The following is a 15613-nucleotide window of genomic DNA, read 5'->3' as shown; positions in this document are numbered from 1 at the left end:
TCGTTTTATTTTATCATTAGGAATGCGCCTAACGGTCCAAAGCCGATAGACGCATTTTTATTCTACTATACCATACTTAAAGTTACTTAATTGAAATCTCTATCCAGAATCGATCCAATTTCTCCAAACTCGTTGAGCTTAGTCTTACAGCGTGGGAAGCAAGTTTGATTCGAATTGCTAAATATTTAAATCTCTTCATCGTAATGGAAATCATGAAGAATAATTTAAGCTTAGTTTTCCATGATTAGTCTAATGTTTCAGTTCCTTGCCTCACAGCATTAAACCCGTTAATGGCATGGGACGAAATCCGATGACATTGATTAAGAATAATTGACCCATTCGGGGGTCAAGATACATTAATAGATTCGGTATCCTTGAAGAAAAATTCTATAATTTTGCTGGACGAAAGATACTTTTGATCTTATGCTTCAAAGTGGTTGACTGGGAACTATTCCGCAAGCTGCTGATCGTGAAAGTCCGAGCCAATTACAATGAAAATAAAAATTTTATGGAGGTTAAAATGGAAAACGTTCAATTAGTAACAGAAAACGCAACTGAACAACCTATCCCTTTCAACGCTATAATAGATGGTCCCCATGATGAAAGGCTTTCTGCATCTGAGATTGGCAGTCTCTGGGAAACATATTTATATAATGCTACATCAAAATGCCAACTTCAGTACTTTGTCACCAAGGCACAGGACCCGAAGATTCGGGCGGCTTTGATTAAACCTCTCTTTTTGGTGGCTCATCCAAATTTAACTCTTGAAGGTACCGACAAATGAATATAGGATAAGTGCGCAGAATTCTATATCTTGTAAAAGAGAAGGTGGGAAATCTGAGTTCAGAAGGGTTAAAGTTATCTGAAAACAATCTGCGGTACAAGTTTTGCCCCCATTGTGGTGGCAAACTATCCTTAGAAGAGACATTTCCGCTTAGCAGACCGAAATGCGTAGATTGCAATAGAATATTCTATCAGAATCCTGCTGTAGGAGTTGCTGCCATAATTATTCGTGATAAAAAGATTCTTCTGGGAAGGAGAAACGCTAGCTACAGTGATATGTGGTGTATTCCCTGCGGGTATGCGGAATATTACGAGGATGCCAGAGAAGCCTTGATTAGAGAAATTAAAGAAGAAACAAATCTGGACATCAAATTAAGCATAGTGTTTGATATACATTCAAATTTCCATAATCCAGCCCAACACACTGTGGGAATATGGTTTTTAGTAGAAGAATATCAAGGAAATATAGCTCCGGGGGATGATATCGAAGCATTGGATTTCTTTTCAACTGCAGAGATCAAAGAACAAAACATAGTGCTTGCATTTCCTACAGATGTTCGAGTATTGGATGATCTTGTTAATAAGGGATTGATACTTTAATCACACGTATCGAATTTATTCACAAGTCGTGCGTGTTTTCCATATTATGGTGCATCAAATACAGAAGGAGTTGATCTTATGTTTTTTGGATTTCTTCCCTTTGCTCTGGGTTTTGGTTTAGGAGCTACGGTAGCGAGACCTCGCTATTACCCATCCGCATATCCCTATGCCTATGCACCATATCCTTACGGATGGTATTAATATCAGTTACCATCTAAATCTTATTGAAACGAACGAGGCGGAGGGCTTAACGCTCTCCTTTTTTATTTTTGTTGCCCCGCTTACCGCCGTCCATTTCAGGTTGATTTGACTTTTGCTCACCCCTATCGCCGTTGCCCGGTTGGAGCTGCTCATTGTTCCGTTCCAGACTCTCATTTAATTCTCTCTTCTTTCTTATACTTTATTACTTATCCCCTGAAGTAATTTACTCCCCCGGTGAAAATGGGTTGGTACTTATTCCCCGGGACATTAATCGCTACTCCCCTGCCGGTTCTTTCGGAATGGGCCATCTTACCGAGAATACGTCCATCCGGGCTGGTAATTCCTTCAATTGCTTCGTAAGAACCATTCGGAGTATAGATAATATCATTACTGGGGTTACCATGGAAATCGACATATTGGGTAGCAATTTGTCCATTAGAAATCAACGTCCGGATTACTTCGTGAGAAGCAACGAAACGTCCTTCGCCGTGGGAGATAGGCACGGTATGAACTTCACCGAGTTCAACCCCACTAAACCAAGGGGAGAGGGTGGAAACAACTTTCGTTTGAACCATGCAGGAAACGTGACGCCCTATTTTGTTATACGTAAGAGTCGGAGAATCCTCGGTTATATCCCTGATTTCGCCGTAAGGTACGAGGCCCAGTTTAATTAAGGCTTGAAATCCATTGCAAATCCCGAGCATTAAGCCGTCACGTTCTTGTAATAGTTCCAACACCGCTTCTTTAATCCTTGGATTTCTGAACATGGTAGCTATAAATTTGCCAGAACCGTCCGGTTCATCCCCAGCACTGAAACCGCCCGGGATCATCACAATTTGAGACTGACCGATCTTTTTAACCATCTCTAAGATGGATTGTTCCACGTCAACAGCATTGAGATTTCTGATCACCAAAGTTTCAACTAAGCCTCCAGCTTGCTCAAAGGCTATTGCGGAATCGTATTCGCAATTGGTCCCAGGAAAAACGGGAATAAAGATTCTCGGCTTGGCAACTTTAGTGGACGGTATATGAGTATTGCGAAAATCATAACTGACCACGACCGGCTCGGCAACCTTTTCCGTCTGAGTAGGGAAGATTTTTTCGAGTGGTTTTTCCCAGGCTGGTAAAGCAACATCCAACTCAATATCTAATCCATTAACCGTAATCACAGATTTTTCCTGCGTAAAACCCAGCAGTTGATACTCTACCCCACCAAAAATATCTTTTAAATTTACTGCTTCAGCGATTTCCAAGACAATTGAACCGTAGTCCGCAGTAAACAAACTCTTCATATCCATCTGAGCGTTTATAGCTATCCCGATTCGATTGCCAAAAGACATTTTGCTGAGAGCAGCGGCCAGTCCGCCCATCCTCACGGTATGCGTTGCCAAGACTCTCCCGGAATGAATCAACTCGTTAATCCTGAGATAATTTTTGATCAGCTGCTCAAAATTAGGGACTTCATGTTCATCCCGCTCAGCCGATACCAAGACAACTTGACTGCCAATTCTTTTAAACTCTTGGGATATAACCTTATCTGTATGGATAACATTGACTGCAAAGGCCACCAACGTTGGCGGAACATTCAAATCCATAAAGGTACCGGACATACTGTCTTTGCCGCCAATGGCCGGGATACCCAGTTTTTTCTGAGCATAAAACGCCCCGAGTAAGGCACTGAAGGGTTTCCCCCACTTTTCCGGAGCAGTCCCCAGTTTTTCAAAATACTCTTGTAGTGTAAGCCGCACCTGGCGAAAATCCCCACCCAAAGCCACAATCTTGGTGACAGCATCAATAACAGCATATAAGGCACCGTGAAACGGACTCCAGAGAGCTAATTGCGGATTATAGCCATAAGTCATCATGGTCGCAGTATTTGTTTCCCCCGACAGCAGCGGAATTTTTGCCACCATGCCTTCCGCCGGAGTCGTTTGATATTTACCACCCAACGGCATCAGGACGGATGCCCTGCCGATGCTGCCGTCAAACCTCTCCACTAAACCTTTCTGACTACAAACATTTAAGTCTGCTAAATTGACCAACCAAGCCTCTTTAAGCAAGGAAACGTCTTCGTCAATCACGGCTAACTTTCGCTCAATTATTTCCGGTAGCCTCTTAAAGTAGTTACGATCGGCATTAGGAAGATTCACCTTGACCTTCGTTTTCTGCTTAACCCCATTGGTATTGAGAAACTCTCTGCTGACATCGACTATCGTCTTCCCCCGCCAAAACATTTTGAGCCTGGGGTTAGAACTAACCCTGGCCACTAAAGTAGCTTCCAGGTTTTCCTCCTGAGCATAGCGGACAAACGTCTCCAAGTCTTCAGCTGAAATTACCACGGCCATGCGTTCCTGAGATTCAGAAATTGCCAGTTCTGTTCCGTCCAGTCCATCATACTTTTTAGGAACTGTATCCAAGTAAATTTCCAAGCCATCAGTTAATTCCCCTATGGCAACGGCGACGCCTCCTGCGCCAAAATCATTACAGCGTTTAATTAATTTACTTACCTTCGCCTTACGAAAGAGTCTTTGGATCTTGCGTTCTGTGGGAGGATTGCCTTTTTGCACTTCCGCCCCACAGGTCAGTAATGACTCACAAGTGTGTTCTTTAGAAGAGCCTGTAGCCCCGCCACACCCGTCCCGGCCTGTTCTTCCGCCGACCAAAACGACAACATCACCTGGTTCAGGGACTTTGCGTATCACGTTTTCACGGGGAGCTGCCGCAATCACAGCCCCGATTTCCATCCGTTTGGCCACAAAGCCTTCATGATAGACTTCCGTAACTTGTCCTGTGGCAATTCCGATTTGATTACCGTAGGAACTATATCCCGCCGCCGCACCCCTGGTTATCTTTCTTTGAGGCAGCTTACCGGCTAGAGTATCTTCCAGTTTTGTCCTGGGGTCCCCGCTCCCCGTCAAACGCATAGCCTGGTAAACATAAGTGCGACCGGACAAAGGGTCGCGGATAGCGCCACCCAAACAGGTTGCCGCTCCTCCAAACGGTTCGATTTCTGTAGGATGATTATGGGTCTCATTCTTGAACATCACCAACCACTCTTCATTTTGGCCGCTGATATCGACATTCACTACAATACTACAGGCATTGATCTCCTCCGATTGATCGAGGTCTGCTAAAACCCCTCTCTTCTTTAGTTCTTTCATAGCTAAAACAGCGATATCCATCAAACAGACATCTCTCTGAGAAGGATTTTCACCATAAACATAGTTCCTGGAGGTGAGGTATTCCTGATAAGCAGTGGCTAGTGGGCGCGCAAAATCCCCTTCCGAAAAAGAAACCTCTTCGATAACAGTATTAAACGTCGTATGGCGACAATGATCCGACCAGTAAGTATCAATTACCCGGATCTCCGTAAGCGTCGGATTGCGTTGCTCTGTATCCCGGAAATAAGCCTGGCAAAACGCCAAATCCTCATAACTCATCGCTAAACCGGTTTCTTGGAAAAATGCTTTTAGCTCAACAGGCGACTTCTCAATAAAACGCTCGATACTTTCCACATCAGGCGGAATCACAGGTTCAAATTCCAGACTTTCCGGTTTTTCCAGAGAAGCCTCCTGTGCTTCGACAGGGTTAATGCAATAAGCCTTAATTCTCTGAAAATCTTCCTCCGAGAGTTGACCCTGAATTACGATCACTTTAGCCGAAGCAATATTGGGTCGCTCTTTTTGGGTTAAAATCTGAACACATTGGGCGGCGGAATCAGCCCGCTGATCATACTGACCAGGCAGGTATTCCATAGCAAAAACCCGGTCCTCAGGCGGAATTTTCAAATCCTCGTCAAACACTAAGTCCAGCGGAGGCTCCGCAAAAATAATCGGACGAGACTTAGCAAACTCCTCATCCGAAATACCGGATATATCGTAACGGTTGATGACTCTTAAGCCCTCTAATCCTTCAATGCCCAAACTCTCCACTAAATCGTCATAGAGACCCTGGGCTTCAATGTCATAGCCTGGCTTTTTTTCGACATATATTCTTTTGACTTCTTGTGATCCCATACCATCCTCCACCAGTAAGAATTTTTAGATACTAAATATATGACTAATCTTTCAATGCGTCCGCCCAATTCGCCAATTCCCCACGGAAGTTCTTAGTTAAGGTAATAATCCTGCAATACGGTTGATCCTTAAAGTGTTCCATATATGGAACAAAACCGCTCTTGGCAACGGGAATGTCAATTTGTCCTGAATGTCCGATACAGATGACCTTACATGAATCATGGATACGAGTAAATATCGTCCGCAATTCCATGATCGTAAAATTCTGACATTCATCGATGATAATGGTCATGTCTTTGAGATTAGTTCCTCTCAGGAATATTGGACTCTTCGGGTAACACCAAATGTTATCCATCACTCGTTTTAGAGTTACCCTTCTCCGCAGTGCTTCGTTTGCCAATACTTCCTCATTATATACACACTGAACGGGGTTCTCATTGATCTCCAGGAGAGCGTCTATGAGAGGCTGATGATAGATACTTTCCTTTTCGGACTGTGTACCGGGTCGAAAACCCATTAAGGATTCTTGGACCGGATTAAAAATATAGGTAAGCGGTTTACGAAAAATCTTAGCGCAAGCCACTGCCAGGGTGGTTTTTCCAGTTCCTGCTTTAGCGTCTACCATGACTAATTGATTATCAAATATCGCGTTAACATATTCCAGTTGTTCAACGGTCAATTTTGGGGCAAACCCAAACAACAAGTTATTCTCAGGTAGTGGCATATTGCAAACTACTCCTCCATCTACTTTAATTTTGGCATATTTGCCGGTGGGTGATAAGGTATGCTCGTAACATAGATATTTTTTCTCAGATATAGTAGCAGCTTAAGTAATTGTCCCGTCTGGTTATGCAGGAAATTCTGCCAGAATTTATTTGGTACGTATTCCGGAATAACAACCGTGATCGATGTCCAGCGCGGATCAGACTCCGCTTGATCGATATAATGAATTATATCTTTGACAACCTCTCGATACGGTGACTCTATGATTTCAAGTTCGATCCCGATATGACTCTCGTTCCAGTGTTTCCGTAGCTTTTCAGCTCTCTCCATATCAGAAGCAATATGAACTGCCGTTACAAGGGGGGTTGCTTCAGCGGCATATAGCAAGGCTTTCAGAACCACCCTATTTATATCAAATACGGGCACTATACACTTATTTCGATATTCGGATAGATTACTGGATTGTCTTCGCTGATTAATTTCAGTAATTCGTTCCGCAAATAGGGCAATATCTGCAATCGAAGGATGGATTACATCTTTTTCATTTTGATATACAGTATGCACATGCTTGAATATGCCCATCATTGTTGGCAAAATAATTACAACGATCCATGCTCCCTCTCTAAATTTCGTGACTAAAAAGACCAGAAATATAACAGTGGACACGAACCCTCCAAAACTAAAAACAATAATATCGCCAAGCCAATTCCGTTCTTTTACTTCAAAAGTATGTTTTGCCAGACCAATCCCGGTTAAAGCAAAACCAATAAGCACGCCAACAGCATATAGTGGAATCATTAGGTGAGTATTCCCTTTGAAGATGATCACTAACACGATACCGATGATCGTCAAAAGCCAGATCCCTTTATCATAGACTAAGCGGTCCCCAAGGTTTTTAAAGTAACGGGGCATATAACCATCCCTGGCCATCAAATTAAGGAGAATTGGTAACCCTGCAAATGAAGTATTCGCTGCAATTACCAAGATCACGGCGGAACAAACCATTAAAATATAATACATAAAGGTCTGACCGTAGATAATCAGCCCTAACTGATTCAGAACGGTATTTTGAGGCGTAGGAACAGTGTGATAATTACTAGCTAAAAATGCAAGCCCGCTTAAGCCAACTGTTACAATGACTCCAAGGATAAAAAGGGTGCTAATTGCTCTTTTTTGAGCTGGCACCTTATAAGCTGCAACACCATTACTAATCGCTTCGATCCCGGTTAAGGCCGTCGTTCCTCCTGCCAATGCTCGAAGAAATATAAATAATGTCAGTCCATTGCCGGTAATTGCCATAGGATGGGTGACCAGCGCTGGGTCAACTCCGAACACTAAAGTTTTATAAACCCCAATACCCACCAGAGTTAAAACACTGAATAGATAGAAATAAACAGGTAAGGAAAAGAGAGCGGCAGATTCCTTTAAACCTCTTAAATTGACAATCGTCATAAATATAATAATCCCAATGATGACCCCTATTTTATGATTCGGGGTTGTCGCCACCCAGGGTATTACGCCGGTGATGTTTTCAACAGCGGAACTGACACTGACGGCAACTGTTAGAATATAGTCTAAAGACAAACCGGCTCCTGCCAGTAAACCATAATTAACGCCCAGAAACTCCCGGGCAATTGTGTAAGAGCCGCCTCCCTGCGGATACTTTTGGATCGCTTTTCGATAGACTAACATAATACTGCCGAGTAAGAGGATAACTCCTAAAGAAACCTTCGACGCCTGTGCAAAACCAACCGCTCCCAGAGCGACCAGGACATAGAGTATCTCATCCACAGCATAACCTTGCGAAGAAATAATTGAAGATCCAAAAACCGGAATACTAGCCAGCACGCCCACCTTATGCTCTTCGGCGCTTTTGCTCTTCAATGGATTCCCAAAAATTAGGGAACTCAAACTAACGTGTGGTAATTTTTTTGATAAAGAATGCATTTTCCTTACTCCTTCGAATATCACAGTTATACTGAGACGTTTGATCCATTATGAGATTACAAGATTACAAGATTATGACATTATGAAAGAAGTGAATGTTCCTTAGGATTCTTCATTTATTTGTAACATAGTGATTCTACTCCAATTTAAACCATTTATCTAGTCGTTGGAAGGTGAGAGCAAAATTTTGTTAAAGCAAACGATATCCTACTCCAGATTCGGTAATAATATGCCTTGGGCGGGATGGATCAAGTTCCAGCTTTCTCCGGATTTGGCCAATATAAACTCTCAAATATTGTACTTCTTTCTCATAGGCCTTCCCCCAGACGGTATGCAGTAAAGCCTTGTGGGTAATTACTTTTCCAGCGTTAATCGCTAAGTACTTTACTATCTCATATTCTGTTAAGGTTAGCTTGATTTCTTTATTATCCCTGCTGATCCGGCGATGAACTAAATCCAGAGACAGATCGTCAAATTGCAAATTAGGCTGTTCTTCTGCCTCAACAGTATGACGCATAGCCGCCCGAATGCGGGCTAATAATTCACCCATCCCAAAGGGTTTGGTCACATAGTCGTCCGCTCCGGAGTCTAAAGCAGAAATTTTATCTTTTTCCTGTTCTTTGACTGAAAGGATGATGATGGGTACTTTGGTCCATTCCCGAAATTGACGCAGCACTTCAAGTCCATCGATATCGGGTAATCCTAAATCCAGAATAACTACATCGGGGCTGAACATTGCTGCCGCGTCCAGACCTTCACTGCCTGTCCCGACGTCTTTTACCACATATCCATTACTTGTTAAGGCAACACGTAAAAACCGCCGAATCGGTGTTTCGTCATCAATAATTAAAATCCTTGACCCTTTGTTTTCCATCTTAATCTCCTTCATCCATCGCAGGAACTCTACCTGTAAATTGATTGGTTAACGGCAAAGTAAAAGTAATGGTCACCCCTCCAAGTTTATTATTTTCCGCCCAAATATCTCCGCCATGCGCTTCTATTAACCCTTTACAAATAGCTAAGCCGAGTCCTGTTCCACTTACCTGGAGGGGGGAATTCAGTCTGTAAAATTTATCAAAAATCTTACTTAAGTCCGTCTCGGGAATACCCTGACTCCGATTAGCTACCTCGATCACCAGTTTCTTTTCAAGCTGCCTGATCGAAACCGCAATTATGCTGCCCTTTTCCGAATATTTTAGCGCATTGTCCAACAAATTAATAAATACTTGCTCGATTAAAATCCCATCTGCTTGCACCAATGGTAATTCATCCTGGATATCAATATCCAGGGGACGATGATTGAAGGCGACTCCCAGCCTATTAATCGAAACCCCAATAATATCTTGAAGGTCGCACCATTCTTTATTTAATCTAAGCATACCACTTTCCAGCCGAGCCATATCCAACAAGTTACTGACAAAGCGATTCATTCGTTCCGCTCCCTGCAGAATAGTATGCAGCAACTCGCTTCGCACCTCGGGACTATAAACGACGTTTTGATCTTCGAGAAGTCCGGTAACTGCGCCGATAATTGAAGACAGCGGGGTGCGCAAATCGTGTGAGAGAGAATTAAACAATGCTGTACGTAAGCGTTCGGACTCGACCAAAGCAAGAGTTTCTCTGGCTTGCTCCGTTAATTTTACTCTGTTGATGGCCATGCCGGCCAACCTGGTAAAGGCTTCCAAGATCCGAATACGCTCAGCGTCAAATTGCGCCGCAGCTTCATTAAAACAAATACCTAAAACCCCATGCGTTCCCTGCTCCGTACTGAGGGGTAAATAAAGCGCGGCAGCGGCGCCAAAGGTTTCCGTTCCATTCCCCGCTTTTTGTCCTCTTGCATAGACCCAGGCAGCAACCGCGAGTTCATGATCATTATAGAAATTATTATATCCGGAATCTTTTCTGAGCACTAATTGAGCTTTTTCATTGGGTAGCAGCACCATCACTTGCCCATCCAGTGTATTAGAGACATTACTGACGATACACTCTAATACAGCATCCAGGTTATCTACGGCGGCAATATCCCGGCTTAGGGCATAAAGTGCTGAAATGCTGTTTTCCCGCTGGCGTGAATAAGTTACTTGTCTTTTTAAGCGCAGAGAAAGAGTCCCAATAATTAATCCTACTAAAATAAAGATAGCAAAGCTGATTAGATAGCGGAGATCTGCTACCGTAATACTAAAAATAGGCGGCACAAAAAATATATCGAAAGTCAGTATCCCCAGCACCGCTGTCACAATAGCCGGATATGTTCCCCAGCGCGCCGCACTTATTAAGACCGGCAGGAGATAAAGCAGGGAAATATTAACGAGTCCGAGAAACGAACTAATCAGGGTAATTCCCCATGTCATAAGTATTACTATCAGGCTGGACGCTAAGTAAGGAAATACTGGGGATAAGCTCTTCCTTCTTTTAGTTCTTGTTCCGGCTTCATCCCGTTTTGTTCCTGCCTGATTACGGCTAAACTCCGCCTTTTGCCGACTTCCTGGGATAACATGAATACTGATTCCATGACTCTGCCGGATAACTTTGTCGACTATCGAGCCATGCATGATCTCCCGGAAGCGCGAATGCTCCGGTTTACCAATAATGATCTGCGAAACATTACGTTTTCTCGCCAGCTCCAGAATCTCTTCAACTACGTTATTCCCCGTTAGACCGATAATTTCAGCACCCAACTCCTCCGCTAAACGAAAATTTTGAGTCAGAGAGTCTTTTTCAGCTTCGCTAATGGGAAAACGTTGAAGGGTTTCGACATGCACGGCAAACCATTCTCCCTGTACCCGCTCCGCCATTCTTTTGGCAATCCGAATCAACTGCGTAGAGAAGGGACTGGCACTTATACAGACTAAAATCTTTTCGCCCGTTGGCCAGGGTCCGCCTATGCCGTGAACCTGCATATAGGATTCCAACTGACGGTCCACACGTTGGGCCGTATAGCGCAGGGCTAATTCTCGCAAAGCGTTAATATTTCCAGGTCGCAGGAATTTTTTTAACTCCGCTGCAGCCTGATCCGAAACATTAATCTTACCGTCTTGAAATCTTTGAATTAACTCTTCGGGTGGGATATCAATCAACTGAATTTGGAACGCTGTTTCTAAGACTTGATCGGGAACTGTCTCCCGCACCGTAACACCTGTAATCTGGGCAACAATATCCTTTAAGGTCTCTAGGTGTTGGATATTTACAGTGGTATAAACACTGATTCCCGCGGTTAGTAATTCCTGGACATCCATATAGCGTTTTTTATGCCGCGAACCTGGTATATTAGTGTGCGCCAATCCGTCGATCAAAACAATCTGCGGGCGGCGGGCTAAGACAGCATCTAAATCCAGCTCACCGACGATTCTGCCTTCATAAACCAGAGACCTTGCTGGAATAACCGTCAATTCCTTGAGCATTGCTTCGGTTTCCGCTCTCCCATGCGTCTCGATTTGACCCACAACTACATCCATGCCTTCCGATAGTCTACTCAGAGCAGCTTCTAACATCGCGTAAGTTTTTCCGACTCCTGAGGCAGCCCCTAAAAAAATTGTCAATTTCCCCGTCGCCATATAGTTCACCCTTACTGTGTCCTGTACATTTCGGCATAGTATTTTTTTCGGCATAGTCTTATATTTATATCCTGCGCGTTCTTCTTCCAAGGGATACCTTTCCAGACAAACGCTTCACGTAGAATATAGCCATATTATAGTCTATTACTCACTGAATAGGCATATAATAGGCGTCAAGAGCATAAAGATAATATAAAGAAAAAATAAATAATACCATAAGATATCATAAATTTACCATGAGAAACCATAAATATATAAGATACCATAAATATAACATAAGGATGCCCAAAACCAGAAAGCCTTTGTTTCCAGACTCGGAAGCAAAGGCTTTTGAATATTCAGCGGGTGAAGTTAAAGTTAGTTTTTTGGGTTAGCGTTTGCGTTAATCAATGCTGTTTCTTTCGGTACGGGATGGTAAGGTACACTTGTTACCAGAATACTTTTTCGGAAAAGCAGCATCAGTTTCATCAATTGTCCTGTTTGATTATGCAGAATGTTTTGCCATAATTTTTCCGGGACATATTCCGGGATCGCAATGGTTATGGTTTCAAAATTACTGTTCTTCTCAACTTTATCTACGTAATTCAACAAATCATGAACTGTTGCCCGATAAGGAGACTCAACAATTTCTAAAGGAATTTCCATATGCTGTTCCGACCAATGCCTTAAAAGTTTGGCCGTTCGAATTGGGTCCGAAGCAATATGCACAGCTGTAACCTGTGGGGTTAGAGCATACGCATATTTTAAAGTTTTCAAAACAATTAAGTTTAAGTCGTAAACCGGAACGATCACTTTATTACGATAGTCTGCAAGTTCAATTTGCGACCGGCGGCGTTTAATTTTCTTTACATGCCTGTGAAAATCGTCTGCGGCTTCCGGGGTAATCTCTAAATTTTGGATCTCCGTATGGTAGACATAATGGATCCCGCGGAACATCGAAACGAGGAGTGGCATAAGCACCAGAATAATCCAGGCTCCTTGCATAAACTTGGTCGTAATAAAGACCAGTAAAACCAGGAACGAAACGATCCCGCCAAAACAAAATATGACAAAATCCGACTGCCACCTTGCTCCTCTTTCCTGCCAAACATGCTTGGCCAGACCGGTACCGGTCAAGGTAAACGAAATAAACACGCCAATAGCGTAAAGAGGCAGCATCGTGTGGGTATCTCCGTGAAACACAATAATGAGCAGGCCGGAAACGAGGAATAACGTCCAAATACCGGCGCTGTAAACCAAGCGATCTCCCAAGTTCTTAAAATACCGCGGCGTGTAGCCATCGCGAGCCATTAAACTTAATAAGATCGGTAATCCGGCAAATGGGGTATTAGAGGCAATGATCAGAATGGCTGCGGCAGCTCCCATTAAGACAAAATAGGGAACCGTTTTCCCGAAAATTATCAGTCCTAACTGATTAAGGACGGTATTTCCTTGGGCCGGGACAATGTGGTAAGCACCCGCTAAATAGGTCAACCCGGTCAGCCCAAGAGCAACAATAACGGCTAAAACCAACAAGGTGCGGACAGCCCGCTGCTGAGAAGGCTTCTTGAACGCCGTAACCCCATTGCTCACCGCTTCAAACCCTGTCAAAGCCGTTGTTCCCCCGGCGAAAGCCCGCGCCAGGATAAACCAAGTCATTCCGCCGACAGAGGAAGCTGCAAGCTGCTCACTCGCAGCCGCCGTTGGGGTTACCCCATGAAGCAAAATCCCCACTAAGCCCGAACCGATCATCAGCGCTAAGGTCGCAATATAAAGGTACACCGGGATAGAAAATAAGCGGGCGGACTCTTTTAGGCCGCGCAAATTAATCCAGGCCATAAACATAATGATCAAACAGTCTGCCAAAACTTTGTGGGAGGGTAGGGCTAACCACGGAATAATTCCCGTTAAGTTTTCTATCGCCGAACTAACACTGACCGCTACCGTCAAAATATAGTCGAGTGTTAAACTTGCCCCGGCAATAAGTCCAAACCTTTCGCCGAGATAAGCTTTAGCGATCGTATAAGATCCCCCGCCTTCGGGGTATTTCCGGATCGTTTTGCGATAAACAAGGAAGATACTGATTACCAAGAGCACGATGACAAATGAAATCTTCAAAATATAGGCATATCCCAATGTTCCAAGCAAAAGCAGGACATACAAGATCTCATCCGGGGCATATCCCTCGGAAGAAATAATGTCTGCGCCAAAAATTGGAACCCCTCCGACAACACCGACTTTTGTCTCCTCGACATTTTTGGTCGCCAGGGGATGGCCGAAAATAAGCGTACGGAGTTTGAGGGAGAAAAGTTTATTGATATTGGCCATCAGAAACTGACGCCTTCCTTCTCATAACAGGATAAATAGACTAACTGCTTACTTTGCTGACGCTAAATCCTCTGAAGTCATTCTTCTTCCTTTATTTGGATACTAATAGATTTGCTTTTTTTCTGTTTAGATCCTCAAGGGAAAAATTTATTACCTGTCCTTTGAAAGGTATCTCTGATCCCAGCCAATCAATTTCTTTGCTGTCAAACGGTGCAGAATCTTGATAGACAACTTGAAGGTATGCTATCAATTTGTCAATTAACAATTCCCTGTCGGCAGCTATTCTAAAAATTTCAATAATTATGAAAATGTTAAGAAATGAAGCACTTAATAATAACCCCTGCATAAAGATGTTAAGCATGTTTATCCTCCTGAGTCTTCAACTTTAATTTATTCATAAAACTTACTTTTGGAGATGTGCTTGATTAAACAGAATGGTTAAGGCTATTTCATTCGGCGTTTTCTGGCGCTTAGCTCCTTCGACTAAGCTAATCATACGATCCAGGAAAGTTTCCCCCGGATTAACAGTGATCTTCACCTTGATCCAATCCGAAAGCACCTTAGTGCCTCCGGTTACGGCACTGCGGTCGCCGCCTGATTCGCGGATCACCGGAGCAGATTCACCGGTAACCGCACTTTCATCAACAGATGCAATGCCCTCCATGACTTCTCCATCACCGGGGATATACTCCCCTGTTTCAACCAGTACGATATCCCCCTTAACCAGTTTGGCGGCCGAAATGTGTTCTGTTTTTTCTCCGGTCACCTTTTTAGCGATCGTTTCACGCTTGGTTTTTCGAAGGGATTCAGCCTGGGCCTTTCCTCTTCCCTCAGCCAGGGCTTCGGCAAAGTTGGCAAAAAGGACGGTAATCCATAACCACGCCGTAATCTGCCCGTCAAACAAAAAGGTTTTCATCGGTCCGCCCATATCTCTAATAGTAAAGTAAGAAGTCAATACCGCTAAGAGCTCTACCACTAACATGACCGGATTAGTCCACAAAGCCCGAGGATTTAATTTTACAAAGGATTCTTTAATAGCCCTTGCCAAAATCGAACGGTTAATGCTTGAACTTGTACTCATAATTTGCTCACTCCTCCTAAAAGGCCTTGCCGGCCAGCATTAACAGGTGCTCGACAATGGGCCCCAGAGCCAGAGCTGGGAAAAATGTCAAGGCCCCCACTATTATTATAGATCTGTATCCCGTCAAAATGGTGTAAAAGAAACATTGAAAAACATAAACAAAACGTAAAGATTCACGGATGTCGACTATGCGATTAATTCCTTAATAAAGAGTTTATAGGATGTGTCTTGACGCAAATAATCTGCCTTAAGCGAACCTTAAGGCAGATTATTTTTGGCAGTTGTTCTGATTCTACACAAGCCTTAACAGAGGATTATTTCAAGAAGTTGCGATATTGAATGTAGGGCTTATCACACACCCTGACATTACTACTCTGTAGTTGACTGACTTCAAAGAACCT

General features: G+C 43.4%; 11 protein-coding genes and 1 pseudogene. 3 read left to right on the top strand and 9 right to left on the bottom strand.

Annotated features, from left to right (window positions below; genetic code table 11):
• Window positions 1–520 precede the first annotated feature (520 nt).
• The 3 genes from AC6I5A_RS02490 to AC6I5A_RS02480 all read left to right on the top strand — a co-directional run bounded on the left by AC6I5A_RS02490 (window position 521) and on the right by AC6I5A_RS02480 (window position 1584).
• Window positions 521–784 (top strand): DUF3231 family protein, encoded by a 264-nt coding sequence (locus AC6I5A_RS02490; RefSeq protein WP_497900442.1) that lies wholly within the window; start codon window positions 521–523, stop codon window positions 782–784.
• Window positions 785–795: 11 nt separating this feature from the next.
• Window positions 796–1383: an NUDIX domain-containing protein gene (locus AC6I5A_RS02485; RefSeq protein WP_497900441.1), complete on the top strand. Its 588-nt coding sequence runs from the start codon at window positions 796–798 to the stop codon at window positions 1381–1383.
• Between the two features lie 78 nt (window positions 1384–1461).
• The gene (locus tag AC6I5A_RS02480; protein WP_497900440.1) at window positions 1462–1584 is read left to right on the top strand and encodes a hypothetical protein; all 123 of its coding nucleotides are present in this window, start codon (window positions 1462–1464) and stop codon (window positions 1582–1584) included.
• Window positions 1585–1790: 206 nt separating this feature from the next.
• Here the strand turns inward: AC6I5A_RS02480 and AC6I5A_RS02475 are convergent, their stop codons facing one another.
• The 9 genes and pseudogenes from AC6I5A_RS02475 to AC6I5A_RS02435 form a co-directional block, all read right to left on the bottom strand.
• The gene (locus AC6I5A_RS02475) at window positions 1791–5600 is read right to left on the bottom strand and encodes a phosphoribosylformylglycinamidine synthase (protein ID WP_034611338.1); all 3810 of its coding nucleotides are present in this window, start codon (window positions 5598–5600) and stop codon (window positions 1791–1793) included.
• 43 nt (window positions 5601–5643) lie between these two features.
• Window positions 5644–6324, bottom strand: a complete 681-nt coding sequence (locus AC6I5A_RS02470; protein ID WP_034611336.1) for a PhoH family protein — start codon at window positions 6322–6324, stop codon at window positions 5644–5646.
• A 20-nt stretch (window positions 6325–6344) separates the two neighbouring features.
• Window positions 6345–8270, bottom strand: a complete 1926-nt coding sequence (locus AC6I5A_RS02465) for an APC family permease (protein WP_034611333.1) — start codon at window positions 8268–8270, stop codon at window positions 6345–6347.
• 190 nt (window positions 8271–8460) lie between these two features.
• Window positions 8461–9144: a response regulator gene (locus AC6I5A_RS02460; protein ID WP_034611331.1), complete on the bottom strand. Its 684-nt coding sequence runs from the start codon at window positions 9142–9144 to the stop codon at window positions 8461–8463.
• A 1-nt stretch (window position 9145) separates the two neighbouring features.
• Window positions 9146–11824: an ATP-binding protein gene (locus tag AC6I5A_RS02455; RefSeq protein ID WP_034611412.1), complete on the bottom strand. Its 2679-nt coding sequence runs from the start codon at window positions 11822–11824 to the stop codon at window positions 9146–9148.
• A gap of 357 nt (window positions 11825–12181) precedes the next feature.
• Entirely contained in the window at window positions 12182–14131 is a 1950-nt protein-coding gene (locus AC6I5A_RS02450) for an APC family permease (protein ID WP_034611329.1), read from the bottom strand.
• Between the two features lie 91 nt (window positions 14132–14222).
• Window positions 14223–14492: a hypothetical protein gene (locus tag AC6I5A_RS02445; RefSeq protein ID WP_034611327.1), complete on the bottom strand. Its 270-nt coding sequence runs from the start codon at window positions 14490–14492 to the stop codon at window positions 14223–14225.
• A 69-nt stretch (window positions 14493–14561) separates the two neighbouring features.
• Window positions 14562–15212, bottom strand: a pseudogene (locus AC6I5A_RS02440) (HAD-IC family P-type ATPase); the annotation flags it as partial.
• Between the two features lie 16 nt (window positions 15213–15228).
• Window positions 15229–15342 (bottom strand): potassium-transporting ATPase subunit KdpA, encoded by a 114-nt coding sequence (locus tag AC6I5A_RS02435; RefSeq protein WP_497900443.1) that lies wholly within the window; start codon window positions 15340–15342, stop codon window positions 15229–15231.
• Window positions 15343–15613: the final 271 nt, after the last annotated feature.

The organism is Desulfosporosinus sp. Tol-M2 (genome assembly GCF_059735615.1).
The sequence above is the reverse complement of the archived record's forward strand: the minus strand, read 5'-3'. Positions and strand labels throughout refer to the sequence as shown.